Below are 13799 nucleotides of genomic sequence, written 5' to 3' on the forward strand. Positions count from 1 at the left end.
GCCCGGACCATGGGACAGATCGAACTGAAAGGCGTCACCAAGCGCTTCGGCGAAGTCGAGGTGATCCCGCCCCTCGACCTTTCCATCGGCAAGGGCGAATTCGTGGTCTTCGTCGGCCCCTCGGGCTGCGGCAAGTCCACGCTGCTGCGGCTGATCGCCGGGCTGGAAGACGTGTCGGGCGGGGTGATCGAGATCGACGGCCAGGACGCGACCCCGCTGCCGCCCGCGCGGCGCCGGCTGGCGATGGTGTTCCAGAGCTATGCCCTCTACCCCCACATGTCGGTGCGGAAGAACATCGCCTTCCCGCTGCGGATGGCAAAGATGGACGCGGCCGAGATCGACCGGCGGGTGGAAAGCGCGGCGAAGATCCTCAACCTCGGCGCCTATCTCGACCGCCGCCCGGGGCAGCTGTCGGGCGGCCAGCGCCAGCGTGTCGCCATCGGCCGGGCCATCGTGCGCGAACCGGCGGCCTTCCTGTTCGACGAACCGCTGTCGAACCTCGATGCCGCGCTGCGCGTGTCGATGCGGATGGAGATTTCCGAACTGCACCAGTCGCTGGGCACGACGATGATCTACGTCACCCATGACCAGGTCGAGGCGATGACCATGGCCGACAAGATCGTGGTGCTGAACGCGGGCCGGATCGAGCAGGTGGGTAGCCCGCTGGACCTGTATCGCCGCCCGGCCAACCTGTTCGTGGCGGGGTTCATCGGCTCGCCGAAGATGAACCTTCTGAACGGGGCCGATGCCGCGCAGCACGGCGCCGCGACCATCGGCATCCGGCCGGAACATCTGCGCGTCAGCCGCGACAACGGCACCTGGAAGGGCAAGGTCACCGTGTCGGAACATCTGGGATCGGATACTTTCCTGCATGTGGCCACCGATCAGGGGCTGCTCAATGCCCGCGTCGGCGGCGAGGTCGAGGCGCGGCATGGCGACACGGTGTGGCTGACGCCCGATCCGGCGCAGCTGCACCGCTTCGGCGCGGACGGGAGGGCGCTGTCGTGAGGCTTGCGGGGCGGCGCGCGCTGATCACCGGCGGCGCGCGGGGCATCGGCCGCGCCTTTGCCGAAGCCTATCTGCGCGAGGGCGCGACGGTGACGATCGGCGATATCGACATCGCCCGCGCCGCCGCGACCGCGGCCGAGATCGGGGCCACGGCGCTGCATCTGGACGTGACCGATCCCGCCAGCATCGAGGCCGCGATGGCGGCGATCCGCGAGGCGGGCGGGATCGACATCCTGATCAACAACGCCGCGATCTTCACCGCCGCCCCGATCGTCGAGATCGCGCGCGCCGATTATGACCGCACCTTCGCCATCAACGTCGCGGGCACCCTGTTCACGATGCAGGCGGCGGCGCGGTTGATGATCGAGCAGGGCCGCGGCGGGCGGATCATCAACATGGCCAGCCAGGCCGGCCGCCGGGGCGAGGCGCTGGTGGCCGTCTATTGCGCGACCAAGGCCGCTGTCATCAGCCTGACCCAGTCCGCCGGGCTGGACCTGATCCGCCACGGCATCAACGTCAATGCCATCGCGCCCGGCGTCGTGGATGGCGAGCACTGGGACGGGGTGGACGCCTTCTTCGCCAGATACGAGGGCAAGGCCCCCGGCCAGAAGAAGCGCGAGGTGGGCGAGGCCGTCCCCTTCGGCCGCATGGGCACCGCCGAGGACCTGACCGGCATGGCCATCTTCCTTGCCTCGGACGAGGCCCGATACATCGTCGCCCAGACCTACAATGTCGACGGCGGCAACTGGATGAGCTGAGGACGCCGACATGACCCTTTCCAACGCCACGCTCGACGCGCTGCCCGCGACCGTCGCCCGCCCCCGCTATGACCGTGCCGCGCTGACGCCGGGGATCGTGCATGTGGGCTGCGGCAACTTCCACCGCGCGCATATGGCGGTCTATCTGGACGATCTCTTCGCCATGGGCGAGGGGCAGGACTGGGCGATCCTCGGGGCCGGCGTGCGCGAGGGCGATGCGCGGATGCGGGCGATGCTGGAACCGCAGGACTGGATGTCCTCGGTGATCGAGCTGGCCCCCGGTGCCCATGCGGCCCGGGTCATCGGCGCGATGACGGGCTTCGTGCCGGTCGAGGCGGGCAACGGCCCGCTGATCGCCGCGATGACCGACCCGGCGATCCGCATCGTGTCGCTGACCGTGACCGAGGGCGGCTATTACATCGACCCCGAGACCGGCACCTTCAGCCCCGACCATCCCGACATCCTGAAGGACGCGGACCATCCCGAAGCGCCGGACACCGTCTTCGGCGCCATCGCGGCGGCGCTGAAGGCGCGGCGGGCGGCGGGGGTGCCGGCCTTTACCGTGATGTGCTGCGACAACGTCCCGCACAATGGCCGCGTCACGCGCGACGCGGTGGTGGGGCTGACCCGGCTGCATGACCCGGCCCTTGCCGACTGGATCGCGGCGGAGGTCGCCTTCCCGAATTCGATGGTGGACCGCATCACCCCGGCCACCGGCCCGCGCGAACGGGCGATGGCGACGGAACTGGGGCTGGACGATGCCGTCCCCGTCACCTGCGAGCCGTTCCGGCAATGGGTGATGGAGGACCGGTTCCCCGCCGGCCGTCCGCCGCTGGAAAAGGTGGGCGTCACCTTCACCCCGCATGTCGACCGGTTCGAGACGATGAAGATCCGCATCCTGAACGGCGGGCACGCGATCATCGCCTATCCGTCCGGGCTGATGGACATCCAGCTGGTGCACGAGGCGATGGCCGATCCGCTGATCCGCGCCTTCCTCGACAAGGTCGAGACGGACGAGATCCTGCCGATCGTGCCGCCGGTGCCCGATACCGACCTGATGGCCTACAAGGCGCTGATCCTCGACCGCTTCTCCAACCCCGAGGTGGCGGACACGGTGCGCCGGCTCTGCCTCGACGGGTCGAACCGGCAGCCGAAGTTCATCATCCCCTCGATCCGCGATCGGGTGGCGGCGGGGCAGGACGCGACCGGGCTGATCCTGCTGTCCGCGCTCTGGTGCCGCTATTGCTTCGGCACCACGGAGTCGGGGGCAGAAATCGCGCCCAACGATCCGAACTGGGACATGCTGACCGCGCGCGCCGCGCGCGCCAAGGCCGATCCCGGCGAATGGCTGGCGATGCGCGAGGTCTATGGCGATCTGGCCGACGACCCGGTGGTGGCCGCACGCTTCGCGCAGATGCTGGGCGCGGTCTGGCGCGAGGGGACGGCGGCGGTGCTGCGCGCCTATCTCGACGGCAGCCTGTGACGGACCTCGCCGGGTAACCGCCGGCTGGCGGGCGGCCGATCCCGCGAATCCGCGCCGAATGCCGCAATTCCGCCGCGCCCGCGCGCGCCTGCCGCACCCTTCCGCATCGCAGGATCGGTCCCGCCGATGACCGCGCCCCGCGCGGACCGGCGGGGCGGATCGGGGGACGGGACGGTGGCGCAACTGGTGCATGCGGGATCGGCGGGCGGCGGACCGATGAGCTATGCCACCGCCATCGGCGATCTGGCCGTGGTGACGACCGCGCAGGGCAGCTGGCTCGTCACCTCCAGCGGGGCGGGAGGCGGGGTCGCGAGCTTCCGGTTGCAGCAGGGCAAGACGCCGGTGCTGGTGGATCAGCAGGGGCTGGCCCCGGGCGGCGCCGCGGTCGGGGTGGAGTTCGGCGCGGTGCAGGCGGGGGGCGGGGTCATGCTTCTCTGCCCCTCGGCCTCGGGCCTGGCGGCGGTGGCGCTGTCGACCGCGGGGATGCTGGATCCCGGCACCGCCCCCGCCGGGGCCGAACCGCCCGCCGCCTTTGCAACCCTCGCCACCAGCGGCGGAAGCTGGCTTTACACCGCGGGCGCGGACGGGCTGACGCAATGGTCGGTCGCCGCGAATGGCAGCCTGACAGAGGTCCGGACCCTGCCGCTGGCCGATCCGGTCACCGAACTGTCGGCGGTGACGGTGGGCGGGGTGCCGATGCTGGTTTCGGCCTCTGCCACGGGCGACAGCGTGACGCTGTGGCAGGTCGATCCGCAGACGGGGCTGCCGGTCGCGTCGGACAGCATCGGCGCCTCGGACGGTCTGGGGATGGACACGCCCGCGGCGCTCGACACGCTGGTGGTGGGCGGGCAGGCCTTTGCGGTGCTGGGCTCGGCCGGATCGAACAGCCTGACGGTGCTGACGCTCGGGGCGGATGGCAGCCTCGGCGTCGCCGACCATGTGATCGACACGCGCGATACCCGGTTCGAGGGCTGCACCGCCCTCGACTGCGTGACGGTGGGCGAGCGTGCCTTCGTGCTGGCGGCGGGGGCGGATGACGGGCTGACGCTGTTCACCCTGCTGCCCGACGGGCGGCTGGTCTGGACGCAGACCATCGCCGACACGGCCGCCACCCGGCTCGACAACCCGACGGCGCTGACGGCGGTGCAGGTCGGGGCGGACCTGCAGGTCTTCACCGCCTCGCAGACGGAACCGGGCGTGTCGCAATTCGTGCTGCCGCTGGCGGGGCTGGGCCTGACCTTGACCGCCGGGGCGGCGGGCGGCAGCCTGACCGGCGGCGCGGCCGAGGATCTGCTGATGGGCGGCGCCGGGGCCGACAGCCTGTTGGGCGGGGCGGGGGCGGACCTGCTGGCGGACGGCGGCGGCAGCGACACGCTGCGCGGCGGCAGCGGCGCGGACCTGTTCATCCTGTCGGCGGATGGCCAGACCGACACTATCGCCGATTTCGAGCCGGGGGTGGACCGGCTGGATCTGGAAGACTGGGCGATGCTCTACGATGCCGACCAGTTGTCCTTCCAGTCCACGGCCGGCGGCGCGCAGATCGTCTGGCGGGACGAGGTGCTGGTGCTGCAATCCGCCACCGGCGGCCCGCTGACCCGGGCGCAGGTCTTTCCAACGGGGCTGGGCGGGCCCGACCGGCCGCCGCTGGTCCTGACCGCGCCGTCCGAGCCAACGCCGGGGCCGGACCATCTGGCCGGCGGGGCCGAGGCCGAGGCGCTGGCGGGCCTTGCCGGGGCGGACACGCTGTCCGGGGCCGGCGGGGCCGACACGCTGGACGGGGGCGAGGGCGATGACAGCCTCGACGGGGGCGCGGGCGATGATCTGCTGTTCGGCGGCGCGGGCTATGACACGATCCGGGGCGGCGACGGCGACGATACGGTCGAGGGCGGCGATGGCCGCGACCTGATCCTGCTGGGCGCGGGCAACGACCGCTTCGTCGATGCCGACCAGTCCGACATCCACGGCGCCGATACCGTCTGGGGCTGGACCGGCGACGACACGATCCTCGGCCGGGGCGGCGACGACCTGCTGCAGGGCGAGGATGGCGCGGACAGCATCGAGGGCGGCGCGGGCCATGACCTGATCGCCGGCGGCACCGGGCGCGACACGCTGCGCGGCGGCGACGGCGATGACAGCGTCGAGGGCGGCGACGGCTGCGACCTGATCTACCTCGGCAACGGCAATGACCTTTTCACCGATGCGGCGGAGACGGGGCCTTCGGGCGCCGACACCGTCTGGGCCGGCCCCGGCAACGACCGCCTTCTGGGCGGCGGCGGCGCGGATATCCTGTATGGCGAGGGGGGCGAGGACAGCATCGAGGGCGGGGCCGAGAATGACGCGCTCTACGGCGGGATCGGCTATGACACGCTGCGCGGCGGTGACGGCGATGACAGCCTCTGGGGCGGCGACGGCTGCGACCTGATCTACATGGGCAACGGCAACGACCTGTTCACCGACGGCGCGCAGGCGGGCGACAAGGCCCGCGACACCGTCTGGGCCGGCCCGGGCGACGATACGATCCTCGGGCGCGGCGGCGACGATCTGCTTTATGGCGAGGGCGGGAACGACAGCATCGAGGGCGGCGCCGGCCATGACCTCCTGTCCGGCGGGGCAGGCGACGACACGCTGCGCGGACTCGACGGCGACGACACCGTGCTGGGGGATGCGGGGGCGGACACGGCCTTGCTGGGCAATGGCAACGACCTGTTCACCGACAGCGCCGATGCGGGGGCGGATACGGTCTGGGGCTGGACCGGCGACGACACGATCATCGGCCAGGGCGGCGACGATTTGTTCTACGGCGAGGACGGGGCGGACAGCCTGTCCGGCGGCGCGGGGCAGGACCGGCTCTATGGCGGGGCGGGGGCCGACTGGCTCGACGGCGGGGCGGGCGATGACAGCCTGTGGGGCGGAATGGGCACCGATCTCTTCACGCTCGCCCCCGGGGGCGGGACCGACCGCATCCTCGATTTCGAACCGGGGCAGGACCGGATCGTGCTGCAGGACGGGCTGTCGATGGCGGCGCTGACCATCAGCTATGCCGCCGGCGCCGCCATCGTCGACACCGGCACCGGCACCCTGACCGTCGAGGGGATCGCCCCCGGCGGGTTGTCGGCCTCGGATTTCATCCTGCCGTGACTCGTCAGCCGGACCCGAGGATCCGGCCCTCGCAGCGGCGCACGAGGAACAGCCCCAGTGTCAGCAGCGCCAGCCCCAGCAGCAGCGGATAGACCGGCATCAGCCCCGGCGGGTCATAGCCCGGATAGATGCCGCGCCGCAGGTCCGCCACCACCTGCGCCACCGGGTTCAGCATCAGCCGGCCCGCCCAGGGATGCGGCATCGCGTCCGGCAGGAAGAACAGCCCGGACACCACGAAGAGCGGACGCGTCAGGATCTGCCAGACCCGTTCCCACAACGGCCAGACCGCGAACAGCGCGCAGTTGACCGCCCCGGCGCCGAAGGCCAGCAGCCCGGCACTGCCCGTCGCCCGCAGGATGGGCCCCGCGCGCGGATCCATGGGCGCCGCGAGCCCCAGGCGCAGCCCCGCCAGCACCAGCAGCAGGATCACCAGATGCGTCCCGAATCCCAGCAGGAACCGCGCGATCAACGCATCGGTCAGCCGCACCGGCGGATAGGCGAAGAGCGGGCGCGAGAATCGCCCCGCCTGCGCCACGCGGCCGGACAGGTCCAGGAACAGCATGAAGGGCAGCCAGCCCGTCGCGTAGAACAGCGCGAAGCTCGACCCGAGCGCCGGGGCGCGCAGGGCGATCGAAAAGCCCAGCGACAACAGCGCGATGGCCGCCAGCGGCTCTGCCAGCGCCCAGAGATAGCCGCCCGGCGAGCGTCCGAAGACGGTCTGCATCTCGCGCAGGACCAGCGCGCCGATCACACGCGCCCGGGGGGACAGCCCGCCGCGCCGGGCCGGGGCCGCCGGTCCGGTCGCCGCCCGCCCTGCGGGTCTGACGGCATTAAGCATTGCTTGATCCTCCCACGCTAATCCGGTCGCCGTGCACCGGCAGAATGGACCGGTGCCGGTTAGCGAAGCGCAAACGCTGCAGGAGGCTGCGATGACCACGGAACCGGCGGGGCCGAGGCCCGTATTGTCCGAACCGCCGGCCGCCGCGCGACAGGCGGCGGCCGGACATGCCGGCCAGCGCACCGACGCGAGACCGGCCCCGGCCCGGGCCGAACCGCTGCTGCCGCGCGGCGGCGCCCGGGTGACCGCGCTGGCCCCCGCGCCCCGGCAGGCCTCGCAGGGCGGCCAAGTGCCCGCGCGTCTGCCGGCTCCGCCGCCCGCGCCCCGTTTCGGCCCCATGCCCCGCCCGCAGGAACCGCACAGCGCCCCCGCCCGGCCGCGCCATCGCGCCGCGCGGACGGGCTTCGTCCTGGGCGTCCTGCTGCCGGTGGCGCTGCTGGCGCTCTACCTCTGGGGCGTCGTCCGGGACCAATATGCCTCGGTCGCGGCCTTCTCGGTCCGGCAGGAGCAACCGGTGGCCCCGCTGGAGGCGTTCGGAGGGATGATCGGCCTCGGGTCGGGCAGTTCCTCGGACAGTGATATCCTGCACGACTTCATCCTCAGCCCCGAGATGGTGGCCCGGATCGACGCGCAGATGGACCTGCGCAGGCTCTACGCCGCCGGCCGGCCCGACCCGCTGTTCGCGCTGGCCGCCGACGCCACGGCCGAGGATCTGCGCGACCACTGGCGGCGGGTGGTGCATCTTGGCTACGATCAGGCCGCGGGGCTGCTGACCCTGCGCGTGCTGGCCTTCGACCCGGCGCAGGCGCAATGGATCGCCGCGGCCATCCTCGACGAAAGCACCCGCGTCATCAACGACATGTCGGCGGCCGCCCGGGCCGATGCCACCCGCGCCGCCGAGGAGGAGCTGGCCCGCGCCCGCGCCCGGCTCGCCGGGGCGCGGATCGCGCTCACGCGCTTTCGCGCAGAACACCGGCTGGTCGATCCCGAGGCCGACCTCGCCAGCCAGACCGGGGTGCTGGACCGGCTGAACGCGGATCTGGCCGAGGCGATGGTGGAACGCGACCTGCTGCTGCGCAGCACCGGGGCCAGCGACCCGCGCATCCTGCTGCGCGACGACCGGATCCGGGTGATCGAGACGCGGATCGCCGCCGAGAAGGCGAAGTTCGGCGGCGGTGCCGGCGACCTCGTCGACCTCGTGGGCGAGTTCGAGCGCCTGACGCTGGAGCGTGACTTCGCCCAGCAGGCCTATGTGGCCGCCCTTGCCGCCCGCGACGCCGCGGTGGCCGAGGCCGGCCGGCAGCGCCGCTACCTTGCGGTACATGTCCGCCCGACGCTGGCCGAACGACCCGAATATCCGCGGCGCTGGCTGTGGATCGCGCTGGCGGCGGCGCTGTCGTCCCTGGTCTGGGCGGTGCTGGTGCTGGCGGCCTGGCCGGAGGACGGGCGGGGGCGCCGCGCATGATCCGGCTCCACGCGCTGTGCAAGCGCCACGTCGCCGGCGGGGTGTGCCGGGTGGTGGCCGATGCGATCACCGCTGAACTGCCCGGCGGACGGTCCATCGCGCTGCTGGGGCGCAACGGCGCCGGCAAGTCCAGCCTTCTGCGCATGATCGCGGGCACGCTCGCCCCGGATTCGGGCCGCATCAGCAGCAGCGGCAGCATCTCCTGGCCCGTGGGCTTTGCCGGCGCCTTCCACGGCGAGCTGACCGGCGCGCAGAACGCCCGTTTCGTGGCGCGGATCTACGGCGTCGACAGCGACCGGCTCTGTGCCGATGTCGAGGCGGTGGCGCGGCTCGGCCCGCACATCCACCAGCCGGTGCGCAGCTATTCCTCGGGCCTGCGCGCGCGCCTCGCCTTCGGCCTGTCGATGGCGATCCGCTTCGACACCTACCTTGTGGACGAGGTGACCTCGGTCGGCGACGCGGCCTTCCGCCTGCACAGCGAGGCGCTGCTCCGCGACCGGCTGCGGGGGGCCTCGGCGATCGTCGTCTCGCACCAGATCGGGATGCTGCGGCGGCTTTGCGACATGGGCGCGGTGCTCGACCGGGGGCGGCTGACGCTGTTCGACGATCTGGAGGCGGCGATCCGTCACCACGGCCGGCTGATGCAGGCGGAGGCCGAGGCGCGGGTGTGGATGGGACGGGTGGGCATGGCAGGGATGGAGGCACCGGCATGACGGCAAGGATCGCGATCCTCGGTGCGGGCGGGCAGGTGGGGCGGCTTCTGCAACGGGCCTGGCCCGGCCCGCCGCCGCTGTGGCTGACCCGCCGGCCGGCGCCGGATGCGCTGGCCTGGGACCTGCCGGCCCGGCCGCCCGCCGCCTTGTCTGCCGCGCCGGCCGGTGAGCAGGCGGGCAGACTGGCGGGGACGGACACGCTCGTCTGCCTGCTGCGCCCGCCCGCCGATGCGCCGGTCGAGGCGCATGCCGCGCTGGCCCAGGTGACGGTGGAGGCGGCGCGGCACATCGGCGTCGGCCGGCTGCTGCTCGCCTCCAGCATCGCCGTCTATGGCCGCGACGGCGCGCCCTGGGACGAGGATGCCCCGCTCTGCCCGGCCAACGACTACGGGCGCGGCAAATGCGCGATGGAGGCGGTGGCGCTGGCGGCGCCGCTGCCGGTGACGGTGCTGCGTCTGGGGAATGTCGTCGGCGCCGATGCCCTGTCGGCGGCGCTGGCAAGCGCGGCGCCGGTGACGATCGACCGGACGGGGCCGGCAGGCCCGCTGCGCTCGGTCATCGGGGCCGGGGCGCTGGCGCGGGTGCTGCTGGCACTGGCCCATCGGGCAGAGGTGCCGCCGGTCCTGAACGTGGCGCTGCCCGGCGCGGTGGGGATGGCGGATCTCGCGCGGGCCGCGGGCCGGCATGCCGGCTGGCGGGCGCCCGGTCCCGCGGCGCTCGCGCGGGCCGAGATGCGGGTCGACCGGCTCCAGCGCCTGCTGCCCCGGACGCTGCCGCCGGCCGATGCCGCGGCGCTGATCGCCGAATGGCAGTGCGCGGACCGGGCCGCATGACGACGCGGCGGGCGGCCGATCTGCTGCTGGTCCTGATGCTGTTGCCGCTGGTCCTGCCGCTGTTGGGGCTGCTGGCGGGGCTGGCGCTGATCCTGCAGGGGCGGCCGGTGCTGCATGTCAGCGAACGGATGCGGACACCCGACCGCGCCTTCCGGCTGGTCAAGCTGCGCAGCATGCGGCCGGAGCGCGGAACCGGCATGACGGGCGTCACCGGCGGCGACAAGGCCGCGCGGATCACGCCCTTCGGCCAGGCAATCCGGCGCCTGCGACTGGACGAATTGCCGCAGCTCTGGAACATCCTGCGCGGCGACATGGGATTCGTCGGCCCGCGACCGCCGCTGCGCCAGCATGTCGATTGCGCGCCCGACCTCTTCGCCCGGGTGCTGGCGGACCGGCCCGGCCTGACCGGCGCCGCCACCCTGCGCTTCCACGCCCGCGAGGCCGCGATCCTCGGCGCCTGCCGCGACGCGCAGGAGACCGATGCCACCTATCGCGCGCGCTGCCTGCGGCAGAAGGCGCGGCTCGACCTCGCCTATGCGCGGCGGCGGACGCTGGCGCGGGACGCGGCGATCCTGTGGCTGACGCTGGCGGCCTTGGTGCGGCCGCGCCGGCGGCCGGCCCTGCACGGACCCGCGCCGAGGAGACGGACCGCGCCCGGAAGGATCGGGTCCGGAAGGATCGCGCCTGGAAGAACCGAGCCCGGGAAGACGCCGTTAAGCCTCGCCTGCGACACTCGGGGCATGACAGACGCAGCCACCCCCCCGAATCCCTTCCGCCCGAATCCCCTCCGACCGCTCCCCTTCCGGGCGCGGTGCCGCAAGGGCGGCCGGGACGACGCACCCCGGCCCGAGGATCTGCTCGACCGCCGGCCGGACCCGGAGCCGCTCGCCGGGCTCGGCCCCTGCTATCGCGGGCGATCCGTCCTCGTCACCGGCGCAGCCGGGTCCATCGGCACCGAACTGTGCCGGCACCTGATCGCGCTTGCCCCGCGGCAGCTGCTGCTGCTCGACCATTCGGAAGAGGCGCTTTGGCGGCTCGACCGGGCGCTGGCGCCGCTCGCGGCCGCGGCCGGACTGCGAATGACGCCGGTGCTCGCCTCGGTCACCGCGGCGCCCCTGGTGCAGAACCTGCTGCGCCGGCAGCGGGTCGACATCGTGCTGCATGCCGCCGCCTACAAGCATGTGCCGATGGTCGAGGCGAACCCGGTCGCGGGCCTCGCCAACAACGTGCTCGGCACCGAGACGCTGCTCCGCGCGAGCCTTGCCGCGGGGGTCGACCGTTTCCTGCTGGTCTCCTCGGACAAGGCGGTGCGGCCGGTGGGGGTGATGGGCGCGTCAAAACGATTGGCCGAGATGGTGGTGCAGGACGCGGCCCTGCGCGCGGCCGGCACCCGGCTGGGGATCGTGCGCTTCGGCAATGTCCTCGGCAGTTCCGGCTCGGTGCTCCCCGTCTTTGTCGAGCAGGTGCGCGCGGGCGGGCCGCTGACACTGACCGGGGCGGGCGTCACCCGCTATTTCATGACCGCGCCCGAGGCCGCGGCACTGGTGCTGCGGGCTGCATCGCTCGCCCGGGGCGGCGAGGTGTTCCTGTTCGACATGGGCGCGCCGCTGCGCATCGACGAACTCGCCCGCCGGGTGATCCGCGCGATGGGGCGTCAGCCGCGCGAGGCCGGCTGTCCCGCGGGAATCGAGCTGCGCGAGATCGGGCTGCGCCCCGGCGAGAAGCCGCATGAGGAACTGCTGATCTCGGGCCGGCCGCGCCCCGCCGGCCATCCGCGGCTGTTCGTGGTTGAGGAGCCCTGCCCCTCGCAGGTGGAGGTGGCGGCCATGCTGCGCGATATCCGCGCGGCCACCGTCCGCGACGATGACACGCTGGCCGGTGCGGTGGCCCGGCGGCTGGTCGAGCGCCAGCAGTCGGGCGGCCAGTCAGGCGGCCGGCCGCACCGGGCCGCGGTGCCGGCGACCGCAGAGGGCGCGGCCGTCGGCCGCGGCCCTCCGGACCCGGCCTCAAGGAACCCCGGATCGGGAAGCGGCCCCGGCGCCCAACCCCCGGGACGCGCGGCCGCGGAGCGGGCGGTGGGGGAGCGATAGTCCGCAGCGTGCCGGACCTCGCACCGCCTCCGGGGGAGCGACAGCACGCGGCCCGCCGGACGTCGCATGGCCTGCCGACCGCTTCGGCAGGGCAGACTCGCGCCGCCCGACGGCGACCTGGCCGATGCCCGGCGCCCCGCCTGCAGGGGCATCCGGAAGGAACGGATCCCAGAAGGAATGAACCGATGAACGACCGACTCCTGATCGTCGGCGCCGGCCTCTCGGGCGCGGTGATCGCCCGCACCCTGGCCGAGGCCGGACGCCCCTCGACGGTGATCGAGGCGCGCGACCATCCCGGCGGCAACTGCCACACCGCGCGCGACGAGGCGACCGGGGTGATGGTGCATGTGCACGGCCCGCACATCTTCCACACCGACGATGCCGAAGCCTGGGCGCTGGTCAACCGCTTCGCCAGCTTCCGCCCCTACCGGAACCGGGTGAAGACGACGGCCGCCGGCGCGGTCTATTCGATGCCGATCAACCTGCACACGATCAACCAGTTCTTCGGCCGCACCTTCGCCCCGGGCGAGGCAAGGCAGTTCATCGCCGCGCGGGCCGAACCCGCGACCGCGCCCGCCCGCAGCTTCGAGGATCAGGCGCTGCAGATGATCGGGCGCGACCTCTACGAGACCTTCCTGCGCGGCTACACGCTGAAGCAATGGGGGCGCCCCCCCGCCGAGCTGCCGGCCGCGATCCTGCGCCGGCTGCCGCTGCGCTTCGACTATGACGACAACTACTTCGCGCATCGGTTCCAGGGGATCCCGGAGGAGGGCTATACGGCGATGATCGCGCGGATGCTGGACCATCCGCTGATCGGGCTAGAACTCGGCTGCCCGTTCCGGCCCGGAATGGCCGCCGATTTCGGCCATGTCTTCTATTCCGGCCCGCTCGACGCCTGGTTCGGCTGCGATCTCGGCCCGCTCGGCTATCGCACGCTGGATTTCGAGCGGATCGAGGCGCAGGGCGATTTCCAGGGCTGCGCGGTGATGAATTACGGCGACGCGGATGTGCCCTGGACCCGGATCACCGAACACAAGCATTTCGCCCCGTGGGAGCGGCACGAGGCGACGGTCTGCCATCGCGAATACAGCCGCGCCGCGGGGCCGGGCGACCTGCCCTACTATCCGGTCCGGCTGGTCGAGGAGACGGCGCTGCTGACCCGCTATGCCGGGCGGGCGGCCGAACTGGAGGGCGTGACCTTCGTGGGCAGGCTCGGCACCTACCGCTATCTCGACATGGACGTGACGGTGCGCGAGGCGCTGGACACCGCACAGGCCTTCCTCGCCGCGCGGCGCGACCGGCGACCGATGCCGAGCTTCCTGAGGGCGCCGCTGTGAGGGTGCCGGCGGATCTGCCAAGACCCTGCCTGTGCCGCGAGGCGCCGGAGGCGCGCCGGGGCGGCGCCTCGCCGCTGCCGCGGCCGCTGCAGCGGCGCGACCGTGCCGGCCGGGGGGCCGAGGGGGCGCAGGCGGC

10 protein-coding genes are annotated in these 13799 nt (G+C 73.0%); 9 read left to right on the forward strand and 1 reads right to left on the reverse strand.

Translation table 11 applies throughout. The annotated features are described in order from the left end of the window. Positions 1-9 precede the first annotated feature (9 nt). The 4 genes from EEY80_RS15080 (at position 10) to EEY80_RS15095 (ending at position 6387) form a co-directional block, all read left to right on the forward strand. Positions 10-1008 (forward strand): ABC transporter ATP-binding protein, encoded by a 999-nt coding sequence (locus tag EEY80_RS15080; protein WP_126977795.1) that lies wholly within the window; start codon positions 10-12, stop codon positions 1006-1008. Then, positions 1005-1766, forward strand: a complete 762-nt coding sequence (locus tag EEY80_RS15085; RefSeq protein ID WP_126977797.1) for an L-iditol 2-dehydrogenase — start codon at positions 1005-1007, stop codon at positions 1764-1766. Before EEY80_RS15080 ends, EEY80_RS15085 begins: the two co-directional genes overlap by 4 nt. Positions 1767-1776: 10 nt before the next feature. Beyond that, positions 1777-3249, forward strand: a complete 1473-nt coding sequence (locus EEY80_RS15090) for a mannitol dehydrogenase family protein (RefSeq protein ID WP_126977799.1) — start codon at positions 1777-1779, stop codon at positions 3247-3249. 126 nt (positions 3250-3375) lie between these two features. Next, positions 3376-6387, forward strand: a complete 3012-nt coding sequence (locus EEY80_RS15095; protein ID WP_126977801.1) for a calcium-binding protein — start codon at positions 3376-3378, stop codon at positions 6385-6387. A gap of 4 nt (positions 6388-6391) precedes the next feature. On the opposite strand, the gene EEY80_RS15100 is transcribed toward EEY80_RS15095, so the two are convergent. Further along, positions 6392-7225, reverse strand: coding sequence for an ABC transporter permease (locus tag EEY80_RS15100; RefSeq protein ID WP_126977803.1), 834 nt, complete (start codon positions 7223-7225; stop codon positions 6392-6394). Between the two features lie 91 nt (positions 7226-7316). Between EEY80_RS15100 and EEY80_RS15105 the strand changes: the two genes are divergently transcribed. From EEY80_RS15105 to EEY80_RS15125, 5 genes are all read left to right on the forward strand, one after another. Next, a complete protein-coding gene (locus EEY80_RS15105; protein WP_126977805.1) occupies positions 7317-8690 on the forward strand; it encodes a hypothetical protein in 1374 nt (457 codons plus the stop codon). Beyond that, positions 8687-9403, forward strand: coding sequence for an ABC transporter ATP-binding protein (locus tag EEY80_RS15110; RefSeq protein ID WP_126977807.1), 717 nt, complete (start codon positions 8687-8689; stop codon positions 9401-9403). The genes EEY80_RS15105 and EEY80_RS15110 overlap by 4 nt, the downstream gene beginning before the upstream one ends. Then, on the forward strand, positions 9400-10236 hold the full coding sequence (locus tag EEY80_RS15115; protein ID WP_126977809.1) for an NAD-dependent epimerase/dehydratase family protein: 837 nt from the start codon (positions 9400-9402) through the stop codon (positions 10234-10236). The genes EEY80_RS15110 and EEY80_RS15115 overlap by 4 nt, the downstream gene beginning before the upstream one ends. Then, positions 10233-12326, forward strand: a complete 2094-nt coding sequence (locus EEY80_RS20675; RefSeq protein WP_164738272.1) for a polysaccharide biosynthesis protein — start codon at positions 10233-10235, stop codon at positions 12324-12326. Before EEY80_RS15115 ends, EEY80_RS20675 begins: the two co-directional genes overlap by 4 nt. A gap of 185 nt (positions 12327-12511) precedes the next feature. Beyond that, complete coding sequence (locus tag EEY80_RS15125; RefSeq protein WP_126977813.1) at positions 12512-13663, forward strand: UDP-galactopyranose/dTDP-fucopyranose mutase family protein; 1152 nt, start codon at positions 12512-12514, stop codon at positions 13661-13663. The last annotated feature ends 136 nt before the right edge of the window (positions 13664-13799 follow it).

Source organism: Frigidibacter oleivorans (genome assembly GCF_003993775.1).
GTDB classification, from domain to species: Bacteria; Pseudomonadota; Alphaproteobacteria; order Rhodobacterales; family Rhodobacteraceae; genus Frigidibacter; species Frigidibacter oleivorans.

Bases quoted from the DNA above. Each gene is read 5' to 3' on its own strand.
- EEY80_RS15080 (WP_126977795.1), top strand. From the start codon at position 10: ATGGGACAGATCGAACTGAAAGGCGTCACCAAGCGCTTCGGCGAAGTC.
- EEY80_RS15090 (WP_126977799.1), top strand. From the start codon at position 1,777: ATGACCCTTTCCAACGCCACGCTCGACGCGCTGCCCGCGACCGTCGCC.
- EEY80_RS15095 (WP_126977801.1), top strand. From the start codon at position 3,376: ATGACCGCGCCCCGCGCGGACCGGCGGGGCGGATCGGGGGACGGGACG.
- EEY80_RS15100 (WP_126977803.1), bottom strand. From the start codon at position 7,225: ATGCTTAATGCCGTCAGACCCGCAGGGCGGGCGGCGACCGGACCGGCG.
- EEY80_RS15105 (WP_126977805.1), top strand. From the start codon at position 7,317: ATGACCACGGAACCGGCGGGGCCGAGGCCCGTATTGTCCGAACCGCCG.
- EEY80_RS15110 (WP_126977807.1), top strand. From the start codon at position 8,687: ATGATCCGGCTCCACGCGCTGTGCAAGCGCCACGTCGCCGGCGGGGTG.
- EEY80_RS15115 (WP_126977809.1), top strand. From the start codon at position 9,400: ATGACGGCAAGGATCGCGATCCTCGGTGCGGGCGGGCAGGTGGGGCGG.
- EEY80_RS20675 (WP_164738272.1), top strand. From the start codon at position 10,233: ATGACGACGCGGCGGGCGGCCGATCTGCTGCTGGTCCTGATGCTGTTG.
- EEY80_RS15125 (WP_126977813.1), top strand. From the start codon at position 12,512: ATGAACGACCGACTCCTGATCGTCGGCGCCGGCCTCTCGGGCGCGGTG.